The sequence below is a fragment of the Polynucleobacter sp. AP-Jannik-300A-C4 genome, from assembly GCF_018688335.1.
Taxonomy (GTDB): domain Bacteria; phylum Pseudomonadota; class Gammaproteobacteria; order Burkholderiales; family Burkholderiaceae; genus Polynucleobacter.
The window spans coordinates 650,871-666,970 of record NZ_CP061316.1; the positions used below are offsets into that span (position 1 = coordinate 650,871).

Here is a 16,100-nt window from a genome sequence, read left to right on the forward strand (position 1 = left end):
GTCCTTTGCTTCAAATGTGGTTTGCTATCTACAATTGTTGCATATATGCCCATGCACCCTGTCATCCGCCAAATCCCCACTTTGCTGCTCTTAGCCCTTCTGGCTGGGGTGGTAGTCAATTCAGCTCAGGGTGCTCAGGGGATCGCTCAGTACGGCAAACCTAAATACGCGGATGGATTTAGCCATTTTGACTATGTGAATCCCAATGCCTCGCGAGGTGGCACCTTAACTTTGCCTAACCCGGATCGCCGCACAAGCTTTGATAAATTCAATCCATTTACGCTCCGCGGTGTCGCTGCCCCTGGTATATCTCAGCTGATGTTTGAATCTTTGGCGGTAGGCAGTGCGGATGAGGTCTCCAGTGCCTATGGTCTGATCGCAGAAGATATTGCAGTTGCGCCTGACAAGATGTCTGTGGTCTTTCGGATTCGTCCAGAGGCGAAGTTTTCGGATGGCAGTGCGATCTTAGCTAGTGATGTTAAACACAGCTTTGACACTTTGATGAGTTCACTTGCTAATCCGCAATTTAAAACGGTCTATGCCGATGTCAAGCAAGCGGTGGTGGTTTCTGATCGAGTAATCCGTTTTGATTTCAAGAACAGTAATCCTGAATTACCGGTGATGGTGGGCACCCTGCCGGTGTTCTCTCGTAATTGGGGTAAGAAGCCCGATGGCACGATTACACCATTTGATAAATTGACCTTTGAGCTACCGATAGCAAGCGGTCCGTATGTGATTGAGTCATACAAAGCTGGTAAGACCATGATCTTTAAGCGCAACCCAAATTACTGGGCCGATCAAGGCGGTAAGACGCTTAATGTCCGTGTCGGTTTTTATAACTTTGATCGCGTGAACTACAAACTCTATAGTGATGACGCTGTTCGCCTAGAAGCCTTTAAGGCTGGAGAGTTCGATGCTCTGGTGGAGTACCGCGCCAAGAATTGGGCAAAGAGTTATGTTGGCCCTAGATTTAATGATGGCACTCTAGAAAAGAAAGCTTTCCTCAATCACAACGGCGCAGGCATGCAAGGTTTTGCTATGAATGTACGCCGTCCGATTTTTCAGGACCCGCGCGTGCGACAAGCCTTGGGTTATGCGCTCGACTTTGAGTGGTTAAATCGCCAGCTTTTCTTTGAGCAATACAGTCGAATTAATAGCTACTTTACAAATAGTGATCTGAGCGCCAATTTTGATGGCCCTCGCAAACCCACTGAAGCAGAATTGAAATTACTCAAACCTCTGAAGGCGCAATATCCTAAGTGGGTACCAGATGCAGTTTTTGGTCCGATGCCTCCTGCCCCTTCTACTGCCGCCCCTGATAGCTTGCGTCAGAACTTGCGAAAAGCAAGAGATTTATTAGCTCAGGCTGGTTGGCAATATCGAGATGGCGCTTTACGCAATATGCAAGGCGAGCCATTCCGATTTGAGATGGTCGAAGATGGTCCATTTTTCTTAAGAGTGATTTCTTCTTATGTGCGTAACTTAGAGAAGCTGGGTATTCAGGTGGATATTCGGACGAGTGATTTTGCTTTGCATCAAAAGCGCATGGATGAATACGACTTCGATATGACTACCATTCGTTTCCCGGACTCACAAAGCCCAGGTAATGAATTGTGGGATCGCTTTGGTAGTCAGGCTGCAAAAGAAAAAGGTTCCGACAATGTGATTGGGGTTCAATCACCAGTGGTCGATGCCCTAGTAGATGCAGTCGTCAAAGCCCAGACCCGTGAAGAGTTACGTGCAGCTACTAGAGCTTTAGATCGTGTTCTTTGGAATAGTTATTACGTGATCCCGCAGTGGTACAACCCGACACACCGAATCGCGTATCGTAAAGAGATGCGCTACCCAGAACCTCCTTTGTATTACACCGCCGAATCTTGGATTCTGCTCAATTGGTGGAAAGAAGGGGCGCGCTAATGCAAGGACAAATGTGGTCATATATTTTCAAGCGCGTGCTCTTGATGATTCCTACTTTGTTGGGTGTTTTAACTCTCACCTTTGCAGTAGTGCAATTTGTGCCGGGTGGTCCAGTTGAGCAATTGATGTTGGAGCTCAAAGGTAAGGGTGATGCCGCAGTGAGTGGGGCAGAGTCTTCTGGTGGCGGCAGCAACTATCGTGGCCGCCAAGGTGTGGATGCCGAGCGTTTAGCTGAGGTAAAGGCTTTATATGGTTTTGATAAGCCGCCAGTAGAGCGCTATTTCATGATGCTCAAGCGTTTTGCCCAGTTTGATCTCGGTCAGAGTTACTACCAACACCAAAGTGTTTGGCAGTTGGTGGTTTCTAAATTGCCAGTATCTATCAGCATAGGTTTATGGACTTTCTTTCTGACTTACTTGGTCTCAATACCCTTGGGTATTGCTAAGGCAGTCAGGGATGGCTCCCGCTTTGATGCAGTGACGAGCACGATGATTTTGGTGGGCTATGCCATCCCGGGATTTGTGTTGGGTGTTCTCTTGCTTGTCATCTTTGGCGGCGGCAGTTTCTTGCAAATCTTCCCACTGCGCGGACTGACTTCAGATAACTGGAGTGAGTTGAGCATGATTGGGAAGGTAATGGATTATTTGTGGCATTTGGTTTTACCGATTACTGCTTCAGTTTTAGGAAGTTTTGCAGTGATTACGATGTTGACGAAGAACTCTTTCCTGGAGGAGATTCGTAAACAGTACGTGTTGACTGCGAGGGCTAAGGGCCTCACTGAGAAGCAAGTGCTTTGGAAGCATGTCTTCCGTAATGCGCTCTTGCCTCTAGTGACGGGCTTTCCAGCAGCCTTTATTGGCGCCTTTTTTACCGGATCATTGCTGATTGAAACCCTGTTTTCTTTGGATGGCCTGGGTTTACTGTCTTATGAGTCCGTTATGAGGCGTGACTATCCAGTGGTTTTCGGAACACTTTATCTTTTCACCTTGATCGGTTTATTTACTAAATTGATCTCGGATCTTTGTTATGTCTATATTGATCCGCGTATTCAGTTTGGTGCTGGAGGTGGCTCATGAGTCGCTGGCATCGATTTAAAAACAGTCGCATGGGTTATGCCAGTCTCTGGATCTTTATGGTTTTGTTTGGCCTGTCTATGTGCGCTGAGCTGATAGCCAATGACAAGCCTTTGGTAGTCCGCTACGAAGGTAAGTTTTATTTCCCGATTGTGAAATCACAACCCGAGAGAGTGTTTGGAGGTGACTTCGCTACACCAACGGATTTTTTAGATCCCGATATTCGTCACAACATTACGAGCAATGGTAATTGGGCGATTTATCCCCCGATACCTTATAGCTATGAAACACTGAACTACTTTTCAAAAGTACCCAATCCTGCGCCACCATCTTTTGACAACTGGTTGGGTACTGACGATCGGGGACGCGATGTTCTCGCGCGCTTGATTTATGGATTTCGCCTCTCAATTCTGTTTGGCTTGGCACTCACTATTGTTGGTGTGAGTGTAGGCATCATCACTGGCTCTTTAATGGGATTCTTTGGCGGCAAGTTTGATCTGATTTCTCAGCGCTTGATTGAAATTTGGTCAGCGATGCCAGAGTTATATCTGCTGATCATCTTTGCTTCTATTTTTAACCCCAGTATTTGGCTCCTGATTATCTTACTAGCAGCATTTGGTTGGATGGGTTTGTCTGACTACGTGCGTGCTGAGTTTTTCCGTAATCGTGCATTGGAATATGTGCGAGCTGCCAGAGCTTTGGGTTTAACGAATTTGCAAATCATGCGTCGTCATATCCTGCCTAATAGCTTGACACCAGTCATTACCTTTTTACCTTTCAGAATGAGTGCAGCGATTTTGTCGCTCACGAGTTTGGATTTCCTAGGTCTTGGTGTGCCTCCAGGAACCCCGAGTTTAGGAGAATTGCTATCACAAGGTAAAAGTAATTTAGATGCCTGGTGGATTTCACTATCGACCTTTGTGGTCTTGGTTGCCACTTTGCTCTTGCTTACTTTTATGGGCGAGGCCTTGCGTGATGCTTTCGATTCTCGCAAGTCAGGCGCCATGAGTGGGGGGCGTTCATGAGCTCCGCACCAAAACTGAATGCAGAAATTACGCCATTACTTCGCTACGAGGATTTTTCAATCTCCTTTGGTTCAGGTCGGCGTGAGAAATTCGCTGTCAACCATCTTGATCTTGAGATTGGGGTGGGGGAACGAGTTGCCTTAGTTGGTGAGTCTGGCTCAGGAAAGACGCTGACTGCCTTAGCGCCCTTGCGTCTTGAGCCTGAAGGTGCAAAAACATCTGGCCGTATTTTATGGAGCGGTAAAGACTCGAATGCCGGCAATCAGCCGGTCAATTTATTGGATTTGCCAATCCAAGATATCCGTGAGATTCGGGGTCGTGAGATTGCCATGGTCTTTCAAGAGCCCATGACTGCACTCAACCCTTTGTTCACTATTGGCAATCAAATTGTTGAGGCTGTACAGGTATATCAACCTTTGATCTCTAAAGCAGACTCTATGTCTGCAGCAATCGAGTTACTTAAGAAAACTGGCATCCCGGAACCAGAGAAACGCTTCCAGTCTTATCCGCACCAATTGTCTGGTGGCCAACGTCAACGTGCCATGATTGCGATGGCCTTAGCATGCAAACCCAGATTGTTAATTGCAGACGAGCCAACTACTGCTTTAGACGTTAGTCTGCGCTTGCAGATTTTGGATTTACTCAAAGAGTTGCAAGAAGAGTCTAAAGATCATGGTGGCATGGCCATTCTCCTGATTACTCATGATCTCAATTTGGTAAAGCATTTTGCTCATCGTGTTGCTGTATTAAATCAAGGAAACTTGATGGAGCTTGGATCAACCAAGCAGGTGTTCGAGCGCCCAGAAGATCCTTATACAAAAGCCCTAGTAAATAGCGAGCCTGTGCGCGATCTGGCGCCAGTGATGCCATTGGCGCCCGTCCTGCTAAAGGCAGATAACTTATCCGTTTCTTACCCTGGTACTGAAGCTGCTGCTTGGTTTAAAAAACCTCCACGTCATCAGGTCTTGCGTAAAGTCAGTTTTGAACTCAAGCAAGGTCAGACCATTGGCGTGATTGGTGAATCTGGTTCAGGTAAGACTACCTTAGGCATGGCGGTCTTAGGTTTGTTGGGTGACACTGCCGCAGAAATCATGGGTGATGTGGATGTACTTGGTGTTGATTGGCAAAAGTTAAAGCCAGCAGAACGTCGCGCTATGCGCTCAAGTCTGCAGGTGATTTTTCAAGACCCCTTTGGTTCACTTTCTCCACGTATGAATGTGATGCAAATTGTTTCAGAAGGTTTGGATGTGCATTTTCCCGATTTGTCTGCGACGGAACGCGAGAAGCGTGTCTTAGATATTCTTCGAGAAGTCGGCATTGATCGTTCTGCCCTCACACGTTATCCCCATGAGTTTTCGGGTGGGCAAAGGCAGCGGATTGCGATTGCCCGTGCTTTGATCCTAAAACCACAGATCTTGGTCTTAGATGAGCCCACTTCAGCATTGGATGTGTCGATTCAAAAACAAGTGCTTGCCTTATTGACTGAGCTCCAGAAAAAATACAACTTGGCCTATCTGATGATTAGTCATGATTTAGCTGTTATTCGAGCAATGTCGCATGAGGTCTTGGTGCTCAAAGCGGGAAGGGTGGTCGAGTTTGGTGATACTGAGACTATGATTCAGCATCCTCGCCAAACCTATACCAAAGAGCTATTCACGGCCGCCGAGCTAACTTAAGCTTTGAGCAAGAATCCTGGCAAGGCGCTAAATTGGTGTATTTATGCACCGCAATAGAAAATACTCCTTTTAAAACATCACATTAGGCTCCAAGCTGGTACTTGGTGAAATAGCTCTTCTTTGTTAGAATGGATTGATGTCACTTAAAAAAGACCTCTTGCCAACCTTGCTTAAGCAAGCGTCGATGGCCGCGCTAGTTGCGTTCGCATTTGCTGCGCATCCCGTGTTGGCAGTTGATCCTGCATTGGATGCATCTAAAGAAGCTCCTGTAGAGGCACCCAAAGAGACTCCTAAGCAAAGCATGTTTCAGGTAGGTAAGTCTTACTTTGCTCGTGCGTCAGATCGCTTGGCAGATTCGGTTACCGTTAAATCAGATGAGCTGATTAATCGCGCCATGGAAGTGATTGGAGTGCGTTATCGCTGGGATACAGAGTTACCACAATCCGGTTTAGATGGAAGTAGTTTTGTCGGATATGTTTTTAAGGACAAACTAGGTTTTTTATTGCCTCGTAAATCTACTCAAATGAGTCGCGTAGGTAAGCCAATTACTCGTGAAGAATTGCAGCCTGGTGATTTGGTGTTCTTCAACACCATGCGCTTAACTTTCTCTCATGTCGGCATTTATGTTGGCGACAATAAATTTATCCACTCCCCATCGAAGGGAACTAGTGTGCGTGTAGATGATCTTGGCAGTCTCTATTGGGATAAGCGCTTTGATGGTGCGCGCCGTTTGGATGGTAGTGATAACTTGGGTGATGCCGAGCGTCAAGAGTTGTTGAATGAAATGAGCAAACTCAAACGCAAGTCTCGTAGCCTTTAATCTTCTGCTTTAGAAGCTTGCCGCTAGGCCAATTGAAGTTCCTCGGACGTTCTGTCCAAATTGATACCGAAATACCAATCGCACCCTGCTAAACATGGGGTCTGAAGCGCTGCGATCAATCTCTACTCCAGTGCCCACAGAGGAGAGTGAATCAAAACCAAGAGCTCCGCGGAGCTGACCAAGAAACTCAGTATGTGCCACCTCAAAGACGGCTCGTAGTGGTCTTTCTAAAACGGTAAGTGGTGTGGGGTATCTGGCTCGAGCCCACAATCCTAAACTTTGAGAGTCTGCAGATCCTTGAACGGCAGCGGAGCTATCAAAAGTATTGAGCGCAATATTGGTGTAGCGCAATTCTGCATCGTATTCTCGTTCGGGCTTGTAATCCTCATAGTCCAACATAAGTGAGCCACCAAGGCCATATGCATTCATACGACCTCCATTTAAGAACTGTAGGTCTACCCCTGTTTTATTTTCTATGATGCGACCAGCAATCGAGAGGTCGCTTTCTACGTGGCCCAACATGATGTTGGCAATCGGGCGAATGCGAAGCTGATCCGTTAGTGGGAAGTCCCAGCCAACGCCACCAGTTCCAGTAATGCCATTCCAATTGACCGGTACCGTAATGTTTGTATTGCCTATACCATCGGTAAACGTTGGGTTATATCGGTTAAAGGCAATCGTGCCCTCAAGATAGAGTGGAAAGTTGGCGCTGATACGGTCTCCACCCCCAAGAGAAATCATTTGTAAGTTTTGATTTTCTCCGCCTTTATCGGTAATTGAGAGCGATCCGGTGGTGACATCTGGGGTTAGTGAGTAGCCCGTGATTGTCATAAAAGCATCAGTGCGCTTTTTGAGATAGTTGTTTGCTGCGACTGTAAATTGGCCTCCTGCCTGAGCATGGGCGAAATGCGCTTGAGTTGCAATGGATATTGCGATCAATAATTTAAGAAGAGTGGTGGTGGATTTCATAAACAATTGCACCGAATCCTAAATCAATCACCCCTTCTTGGGAAGTTAGCCCTAGGGCTAGGATCGAAGTTTTTCTTTCAAGGCAGCCATCTGCTCTTGGGCGGCTTCCTCTCCTGCGAGGATTGCTGCATTTCTGGATTTGAAATCACCGCTATTCATTTGCTTTAGGTGTGGCGTGATCACAATATCAGCGCTTTTGAGTTCGTACTGATTAATACTTCGCTGCATGATAGATATCGTCTGTTGCATGACGCCAAAGGTTCCGCTTGCATCTTGATGAACTGGCTCCGAGGAGATATTGACTGCAATTACTAGGGTTGCACCCATCTGTCTTGCATAGCTTGCTGGAACTGGTGCGACTAAACCGCCATCAACATATTCTTTACCGCTAATGACGGCAGGCTGGAAGACTCCCGGGACACTGCATGAGGCGCGCACTGCTAGACCTGTATTGCCAGAGCGAAACAAAATACCTTTGCCTGACTGCAATTCAGTTGCCACAATTCCCAATGGAATGCGCATTTGCTCGATCGACTTATTTTGCACTTCACGGTTGACCATATTTTGGAGGGCATCCCCTTTGATGAGGCCGCCAAATCTTCCAACAAAAGGAAGCCCCCAGTCGGCAATGGTGGCTTCATCCAGATTTAAAGCGAGTCTGTTCAGGTCATTGCCGGTAGCGCCAGATGCCAGTAGTGCCGCAATAACGCTACCAGCGCTGCTACCGACTACGATATCGGGTCGAATCCCTTGAGCTTCCAGAGCCTTGATAACGCCTACGTGGGCAAAGCCTCGGGCTGCGCCTGCCCCTAAAGCTAGGCCGATGACGGGTTTGCGGCTGCTCGTGAGGCTACATCCAGCAAGGCCTGAGCCCCCAATGAGGGCGCCTAAACTAAGACCTAGGCCTAGAAAACGACGTCTAGGTTCAAGCTCGGTGGATAAAAGTCGGTGTGGAGCTCTATTTGCTTGCATGTGGCTATTGTATTGAGCCTACCTTATAATGACCGAACGGTGAGCGAAAAAGACTTCGTTTCAGCGCGGGCAGCTCTCCCATAAGGATTTTTGGAGATAAAGTGCCCGTAGTAGCTAAACAGCGCCACCAGAACACCGCCAACCCATTACGGAAATACATTTTTATAGCCTCATCAGGTCCTGACCTGGTAGCCCGAATTTTATGGATGATCACAATAATCGCGTAATTGAAACAGCTCTCTTGTGCGCGCAAGAACCACTCACAGTTGCAGATTTGACGCGCTTATTTGCTGAGGATATTGCATCTGGTGAAATTGATGATGCCCTCTTAGAGCTTCAAAAAGCCTGGGAAGACAGAGGCATGGAATTGGTGCATATTGCAACTGGCTGGCGTTTTCAAAGCCGCTTAGCAATGCGTGAATATCTTGATCGCTTAACTCCAGAAAAGCCGCCGAAGTATTCCCGTGCAGTAATGGAAACCCTAGCGATCATTGCTTATCGCCAACCAGTGACTCGTGGAGAAATTGAAGAGATCCGTGGTGTTGCGGTTAGTAGCAATGTGATGAAGCAGTTAGAAGATCGAGGTTGGGTTGAGGTTATTGGTCACAAAGAGACGGTTGGCCGCCCAGGTTTATACGCCACCACCAAACAATTCTTAGATGATTTAAGCCTTACTAATTTACAAAGCTTGCCGATGTTGGAAGATGCTGCGCCGATGGCTGCAGCGGAGCACCTAGGTCAGGCGGTAATGGAGTTTGATCCAAGCGCTACAGTTGAAACAGTTATTGAGTTGGATGAAAACGGTCAACCGATTATTCAGTCAACCAGCGACGAGACAAGTGCAGAAGTGGAAGAAGCAGAAGAAGCAGAAGAAGTAGAGGAAGTAGAAGAAGTTACTCCAGAGCCTGAAGACAAATCAGACGAACAAAAATAATCATTAATGACAAGTCAAAACGAAAACGATTCATCTCCGAGTAAACCTACTTCGGATAATTCCTCTGGCTCTGAGTCTACATCTAATAATTCAGAGGGTGTAAAAGGCGAGGGGCGCGAAGGCGGACAACGTCGCCCACGCCGTCAGGGCGCAGGTGCCAGCAAGCACCCCTTTAATAAGAAACGTCCATTTAATAAAGATCGGCCTCGTCGTGAGGGCGGTGAGTCTGGTGGTCAGCGCGAGGGAGGCAATAATGCATCCGCTAAGCTTGCGCCAAATCCAGCAGAGAGTGAAGCTTTGTTTGCCTCAGTGGTATCTGGAGAATTCGATGCTGCATTAGATGCACCTGAAGTGCTTGAGGTTAAAAATCCTGATGGTCTAAATGAGAATGAGATTTCTCATCAGACTGGTGCAGAGCGCCGTGCACAACGTGTGCGTCATGATGATGATGCGGATATGCCTAGCGATGATGAGATGAGTAGTTTGCAATTCGCAAATATCGATGATCTACCGCTGAGCTTGCGTGATGAAGTGTGGTCCGACCTAGACGGTTTGGACGACGATGCTGACGACGAAGATACTGTGAAGTTGCATAAGGTACTGGCTGATGTCGGTATGGGTTCACGTCGCGATATGGAAGACTTGATTATTCAAGGGCGCGTATCCGTAAATGGTTTACCGGCACATATCGGTCAACGTATTGGACCCACTGACCAAGTAAGAATTAATGGCAAGCCAGTACATCGCAAGATTCAGACTAAGCCACCACGTGTGATTATGTATCACAAGCCTGCCGGCGAGATCGTGAGTCAATCCGATCCGGAAGGTCGTCCAACCGTATTTGATCGTTTGCCAAAGCCGCGTCAAGGGCGCTGGATTGCAGTGGGGCGCCTGGACTTTAATACTGAAGGTCTTCTGTTATTCACCACTTCTGGTGAGCTAGCCAATCGCTTAATGCATCCTCGTTATGGTGTTGAGCGTGAGTACGCTGTTCGTATTCTGGGTGACCTGAGCCAAGAAAATATGACTCAATTAAAGAGTGGTATCACCTTAGATGACGGCCAAGCTAAATTCTTACGTCTTTCCATGGGTGGTGGGGAAGGTGCAAACCGTTGGTATCACGTTGCATTAACTGAAGGCCGCAACCGCGAGGTTCGCCGCATGTTTGAGGCTGTTGGCCACACGGTATCGCGCTTAATCCGAACTCGTTACGGTATTTTCTTATTGCCCCCACGCTTGAGACGTGGCAAGTGGGAAGAGATTGAAGCTGGTGGTATCTATAACCTGATGAAGTTTGCAGGATTAAAAATGCCTCAGCCACAAGATAAAGGCCGCAATCCAAATCCTCAAGGTCGCGATCGCCGATCTCCTGCTGGCGAAGACTTTCAGCCAGATCCAATGCAAACCTCAGTTTCTTACTGGGGTTCACGGGATGCTCTCACCCAGGCCAGCGGTCATGGTGCCCTAACCCATCAAAGCAGAGGCGGCAAGCCTGGTGGCGGTGGACAGGGTGAAGGCCGGGGTCCTTTCCGGGGTCGTACCCAGGGTGGTCGTCCTGGAGCAGGTGGTCAGGGCGGTCAAGGCGGTGGACAGGGTGGCCAGGGTCAAAACCGCAATAAGAGTAAGAAAGTGCATCACGGGCAGTCTGCTTTTGTGACGGCAAGCCCTCAAAGTCCTGGAAATGGCCCTAAGCGTGGGGCACCAAAAGGGCGCAAACCTTTCAATAAAGGCCCTAGAAAACCTCGAAATCCAAGCGAAAGCTTCTGATTTCTATCAGTTTTCCTCTAAATCGGCTATAATTTTGGACTTACAGCAGTTCGCTGCTGTTTTGAGTTGTTACCGACTGATGTTGCGATCAACGTAAGTCGGCCTGTTCTGAATTTCGAGAATATGGGCTTTGAAGCCCATTTTTTTTTGCCGTTTTGGATTGAAGGGTATTCGTGAAAGATCAGCGGATTATTTCTGCAGAGGTGGAAAACCTAGGGTACACGCTAGTAGATATCGAGCGTGAAGCCGGAGGTTTGCTACGCGTCACGATCGAAAACCCGGATTATGAGCGCTTGATTAATGTCCAGGATTGCGAAAAGGTGAGTCACCAACTGAGCTATACATTGCCAGTGGAAAACATCCCCTTTGAGCGTTTAGAGATTTCTTCTCCTGGCCTCGATCGCCCTGTGAAGTCAGCGGCTGATTACGAGCGTTTTTCCGGAATGGAAGTGGATTTGAAGTTGCGAGTTGCCGTTGGTGATCGTAAGAAGTTTCGTGGTGTGTTGCAAGGTTTGCTGAGTGGTGAATTGGATTCGCCTGATGCGAAATTTGGTTTGTTGTTTGAAGGTGCTGATGGCACTGAATCTCAATTGGAGTTTTCTTTAGCCGAGGTCGATAAGACTCGGTTGGTCCCTGTTATTGATTTCAAAGGAAGAAAGTCATGAGCCGAGAAGTTCTCATGTTGGCAGACGCCTTAGCGCGTGAAAAGAACGTAGATCAAGCGATTGTGTTTGAGGCGCTAGAAATGGCGTTGGCATCAGCCACTAAGAAACGTTATCCGACCGAAGAGGTGGATATTCGCGTATCGATTGATCGTGAGTCTGGTGAATATGAAACCTTCCGTCGTTGGTTGGTTGTTCCTGATGAAGCTGGTCTCCAAGAGCCAGATAAAGAAATTCTTCATTTTGAAGCTCTCGAGCAATTCCCCGACATGGAAGTTGGTGAATACATCGAAGAGCAAATCGAATCTCTAGCCTTTGGCCGTATCGGTGCACAAGCTGCTAAGCAAGTAATCTTGCAGCGTATTCGTGATGCTGAGCGTGAGCAAATTTTGAACGACTACCTTGAGCGTGGCGAAAAAGTCATGACCGGTACTGTGAAGCGTGCAGACAAGAATGGTTTGATCATTGAATCCGGTCGCGTTGAGGCATTGTTGCGCCGCGATCAAATGATTCCAAAAGAGAACCTCCGCTCTGGTGATCGTGTTCGCGCTTATATCTTAAAAGTCGATCGTGAAGCCCGTGGCCCACAGATCGAACTCTCACGTACTTGCCCTGATTTCTTGATCAAGTTGTTTGAGAATGAAGTTCCAGAGATGGAGCAGGGCTTGTTGGAGATTAAGGGCGCAGCTCGTGACCCTGGTATCCGCGCAAAAATTGCTGTGATTACTTATGACAAACGTATCGATCCAATCGGTACTTGCGTTGGTGTTCGTGGCACACGCGTTACTGCAGTGCGTAACGAAGTGGCTGGCGAAGCGGTGGACATCGTATTGTGGTCTGAAGATCCAGCACAGTTTGTGATTGGTGCTTTAGCTCCAGCACAAGTATCTTCTATCGTGGTTGACGAAGAGCGTCACGCTATGGATGTGGTAGTCGATGAAGAGAATTTGGCAATTGCGATTGGCCGTAGCGGACAGAACGTTCGCCTTGCTAGCGAATTAACTGGTTGGCAGATCAACATCATGACTCCAGAAGAGTCTGCTGAGAAAACTGAAAAAGAAGCTGCTTCTGTACGTCAATTGTTTATGGACAAGTTGGACGTTGACCAAGAAGTTGCTGACATTTTGATTGAAGAAGGTTTCAATACTTTGGAAGAGGTTGCTTACGTACCCCTTTCCGAAATGTTAGAAATCGATTCTTTCGATGAAGACACCGTAAACGAGTTGCGTACTCGTGCACGTGACTCTCTCTTGACTATGGAATTAGCTAAAGAAGAGCGCGTTGGCGAAGTCTCACAAGATTTACGTTCCCTTGAGGGAATGACTACTGAATTGATTGCCAAGCTTGCTGACAATCAAGTTCACACACGTGACGACTTAGCTGAACTGGCTGTTGATGAGCTAGTTGAGGCGACACAAATTGACGAAGAAACTGCGAAAACGCTCATCATGAAAGCGCGCGAACATTGGTTTACTTCATGAGAGGAAGTAGTACATGGCAACAACAGTAAAAGTACTCGCTAAAGAATTAAAACGTACCGCGCCAGACCTTCTGGAGCAATTGAAGGCGGCCGGTATCGAAAAAGGTTCTGAGGACGACAGCATCACCGAAAAGGACAAGACTGTTCTGCTTGAGCATTTGCAAAAAGAGCATGGCAGTGCGGATACAGGTAGTCGTAAGAAGATTACTTTGATCAAGCGCGAAAACTCTGAGATTCGTCAGGCAGATTCTGCTGGTCGCACTCGTACCGTTCAGGTTGAGGTTCGTAAAAAGCGCGTACTAGTTAAGGCGGGGGATAAAGCTCCTGTAGAGGCTCCAGCTCCAGCGGCTAAAGAGGTTGCTCCTACAGCACCTGTGAAGCCTATCCTCTCGGCTGAAGAATTAGAAAAGCGTGCAGCTGAAGCTACTAGACAGGCTGAGTTATTAGCGCGTCAAGAAGCAGAAATGAAAGCGGCAGAAGATGCTCGTCAAAAAGAGGCTGACGCTGTAGCTGCTGCTAGCGCTGCGGAGCCTACTGCTGAAAAAGCGGTCAAGTCAGATGACGATGGTTCTGCTGCAGCCGTAAAAGCTGCCGATAAGAAAGCGCAAGCCGATAAAGCGGCTAAAGATATCGCTGATGCTAGTAAAGCTCAGTTAGCTGACATTACTAAACGTCGTGCTGCCGCAGAAGCTGAAGCTTTAGCGATTCGCGACATGATGAGCACCCCTGCTCGAGTCCTTAAGGCGCCAAGCGAAATTGCTGCTGAAGAGGCTAAAAAAGGCACGCTCCATAAGCCAGCTAAAGCTGAAGGTGCTGAGGATAAGAAAAAGGCTGTTGCTAAGGTTGGCGGCAAGACGATTAAGTCTGCTGAGACTTCATCCACTTGGCAAGAAGAGGGCGCCAAGAAACCTGGCGGCCTGAAGACTCGTGGTGATAGCTCTGGTGGTGTAGGTGGTTGGCGTTCAGGCGGTGGCAGAAGAAAGCAACGTCAAATTGCAGAAGCCAACGTCGATACCAACTTCCAAGTTCCAACAGAACCAGTTGTACGTGATGTTCATGTTCCTGAAACTATTACTGTTGCTGAGTTAGCTCATGCAATGGCCGTTAAGAGTGCTGAAGTAATTAAGCTCTTGATGGGCATGGGTCAGATGGTAACGATCAATCAGATCTTGGATCAAGATACTGCCATGATCATCGTAGAAGAAATGGGTCACACTGCTCATGCTGCTAAGTTGGATGATCCAGATTTAGATCTCGGTATTACTGGTCACGATGCAGAGTTATTGCCACGTCCACCAGTTGTTACGGTGATGGGTCACGTTGACCACGGTAAAACATCTTTGCTCGATAAGATTCGTGCAGCTAAGGTTGCTACTGGTGAAGCCGGTGGTATTACTCAGCACATTGGCGCTTATCACGTTGAAACGCCGCGCGGCATGATTACTTTCCTTGATACCCCGGGTCACGAAGCCTTTACGGCGATGCGTGCTCGTGGTGCAAAGGCTACGGATATCGTGATCTTGGTTGTTGCAGCCGATGACGGCGTGATGCCGCAAACGAAAGAAGCGATTCACCATGCGGTTGCTGGAGGGGTGCCGATTGTCGTGGCGATCAATAAGATTGATAAACCAGAGGCAAACCTAGAGCGCGTTAAGACTGAGTTAGTTGCTGAGCAAGTGGTTCCAGAGGAGTACGGTGGTGATGTGCCATTTATTGGCGTCTCCGCAAAAACAGGTGATGGCATTGATGCCTTGCTTGAGAACGTTCTTCTGCAAGCAGAAATTTTGGAACTTAAGGCGGCAAAAGATGCTCCTGCCCAAGGTCTCGTGATTGAAGCGCGTTTGGACAAAGGTCGCGGCCCAGTTGCCACTATTTTGGTTCAGTCAGGCACGCTCAAGCGTGGTGATATGTTGTTAGCTGGTTCAACCTACGGACGTGTACGTGCGATGTTGGATGAAAACGGCAAGCCATGTAATGAAGCTGGTCCATCTATCCCTGTTGAGATCCAAGGTTTATCCGAAGTTCCTGCAGCCGGTGAAGCGGTTCAAGTGGTTCCTGACGAGCGTAAAGCACGTGAGATCGCACTCTTCCGTCAAGGTAAGTTCCGTGATGTGAAGTTGGCTAAACAGCAAGCATTCAAACTTGAAACCATGATGGAAAACATGGAAGAGGGTGCGATTGAGGCGAAGCTATTGCCGCTGATCATTAAAGCCGACGTACAGGGTTCTCAAGAAGCGTTGTCACAGTCATTGCAAAAGCTATCTACTGCAGAGGTGAAGGTACAAATCGTTCATGCAGCTGTGGGTGGCATTACTGAGACCGACGTGAACTTAGCAGTCGCTTCCAAAGCAGTCATCATCGGCTTTAACTCACGTGCAGATGGTGCAGCACGTAAGTTAGCTGAAAATAATGGTGTCGATATTCGTTATCACAACATTATTTATGACGCAGTTGATGAAGTGAAGGCAGCATTAAGCGGCATGTTGACACCAGATAAGAAAGAAGAAATCACCGGTATGGTCGAGATTCGTCAAGTCTTCTTGGTATCTAAAGTTGGTGCAATTGCTGGTTGCTTGGTTCTCGATGGCGTTGTTAAGCGCACCTCTAGTGTCCGACTCTTGCGTGAAAACGTGGTGATTTGGACTGGTGAGCTGGATTCTCTTAAGCGCTTTAAGGATGATGCAAAAGAAGTTCGCGCTGGTGTTGAGTGTGGTCTGTCATTAAAAGGCTATAACGATATTAAAGAAGGCGACCAACTCGAAGCATTTGAAGTGACTGAAGTCGCTAGAACACTTTAAGAGCAAT

Annotated in this window: 12 protein-coding genes; 10 read left to right on the plus strand and 2 right to left on the minus strand. The window is 47.7% G+C overall.

All coding sequences use genetic code 11. From position 1 onward, the window contains the following. Nucleotides 1-45 precede the first annotated feature (45 nt). The 5 genes from FD975_RS03430 (at nucleotide 46) to FD975_RS03450 (ending at nucleotide 6,511) form a co-directional block, all read left to right on the plus strand. Nucleotides 46-1,917, plus strand: a complete 1,872-nt coding sequence (locus tag FD975_RS03430; protein WP_215303128.1) for an extracellular solute-binding protein — start codon at nucleotides 46-48, stop codon at nucleotides 1,915-1,917. An 11-nt stretch (nucleotides 1,918-1,928) separates the two neighbouring features. Then, entirely contained in the window at nucleotides 1,929-2,993 is a 1,065-nt protein-coding gene (locus FD975_RS03435) for a microcin C ABC transporter permease YejB (protein ID WP_205621331.1), read from the plus strand. Then, nucleotides 2,990-4,015 (plus strand): ABC transporter permease, encoded by a 1,026-nt coding sequence (locus FD975_RS03440; RefSeq protein WP_215303130.1) that lies wholly within the window; start codon nucleotides 2,990-2,992, stop codon nucleotides 4,013-4,015. Before FD975_RS03435 ends, FD975_RS03440 begins: the two co-directional genes overlap by 4 nt. After that, on the plus strand, nucleotides 4,012-5,691 hold the full coding sequence (locus FD975_RS03445; RefSeq protein WP_215303132.1) for an ABC transporter ATP-binding protein: 1,680 nt from the start codon (nucleotides 4,012-4,014) through the stop codon (nucleotides 5,689-5,691). The genes FD975_RS03440 and FD975_RS03445 overlap by 4 nt, the downstream gene beginning before the upstream one ends. A gap of 136 nt (nucleotides 5,692-5,827) precedes the next feature. After that, nucleotides 5,828-6,511 carry a C40 family peptidase gene (locus FD975_RS03450; RefSeq protein ID WP_251371408.1) on the plus strand — a complete coding sequence of 228 codons (684 nt, stop codon included), beginning with the start codon at nucleotides 5,828-5,830 and terminating at the stop codon, nucleotides 6,509-6,511. A 9-nt stretch (nucleotides 6,512-6,520) separates the two neighbouring features. Here FD975_RS03450 and FD975_RS03455 read toward each other — a convergent pair whose 3' ends face one another. Both FD975_RS03455 and FD975_RS03460 read right to left on the minus strand, forming a co-directional pair. Next, the gene (locus tag FD975_RS03455; RefSeq protein ID WP_215303134.1) at nucleotides 6,521-7,480 is read right to left on the minus strand and encodes a hypothetical protein; all 960 of its coding nucleotides are present in this window, start codon (nucleotides 7,478-7,480) and stop codon (nucleotides 6,521-6,523) included. A 57-nt stretch (nucleotides 7,481-7,537) separates the two neighbouring features. Continuing rightward, on the minus strand, nucleotides 7,538-8,452 hold the full coding sequence (locus FD975_RS03460) for a patatin-like phospholipase family protein (protein ID WP_215303136.1): 915 nt from the start codon (nucleotides 8,450-8,452) through the stop codon (nucleotides 7,538-7,540). Nucleotides 8,453-8,654: 202 nt separating this feature from the next. On the opposite strand from FD975_RS03460, the gene scpB reads away from it, so the two are divergent. The 5 genes from scpB (at nucleotide 8,655) to infB (ending at nucleotide 16,093) form a co-directional block, all read left to right on the plus strand. Beyond that, a complete protein-coding gene (gene scpB, locus FD975_RS03465; protein WP_215303137.1) occupies nucleotides 8,655-9,386 on the plus strand; it encodes an SMC-Scp complex subunit ScpB in 732 nt (243 codons plus the stop codon). Nucleotides 9,387-9,392: 6 nt separating this feature from the next. Next, nucleotides 9,393-11,153 (plus strand): 23S rRNA pseudouridine(2605) synthase RluB, encoded by a 1,761-nt coding sequence (rluB, locus tag FD975_RS03470; RefSeq protein ID WP_215303139.1) that lies wholly within the window; start codon nucleotides 9,393-9,395, stop codon nucleotides 11,151-11,153. 173 nt (nucleotides 11,154-11,326) lie between these two features. After that, nucleotides 11,327-11,818, plus strand: coding sequence for a ribosome maturation factor RimP (gene rimP, locus FD975_RS03475; protein WP_215303141.1), 492 nt, complete (start codon nucleotides 11,327-11,329; stop codon nucleotides 11,816-11,818). After that, complete coding sequence (gene nusA, locus FD975_RS03480) at nucleotides 11,815-13,296, plus strand: transcription termination factor NusA (RefSeq protein WP_215303144.1); 1,482 nt, start codon at nucleotides 11,815-11,817, stop codon at nucleotides 13,294-13,296. Before rimP ends, nusA begins: the two co-directional genes overlap by 4 nt. 13 nt (nucleotides 13,297-13,309) lie before the next feature. Next, nucleotides 13,310-16,093 (plus strand): translation initiation factor IF-2, encoded by a 2,784-nt coding sequence (gene infB, locus FD975_RS03485; RefSeq protein ID WP_215303146.1) that lies wholly within the window; start codon nucleotides 13,310-13,312, stop codon nucleotides 16,091-16,093. The last annotated feature ends 7 nt before the right edge of the window (nucleotides 16,094-16,100 follow it).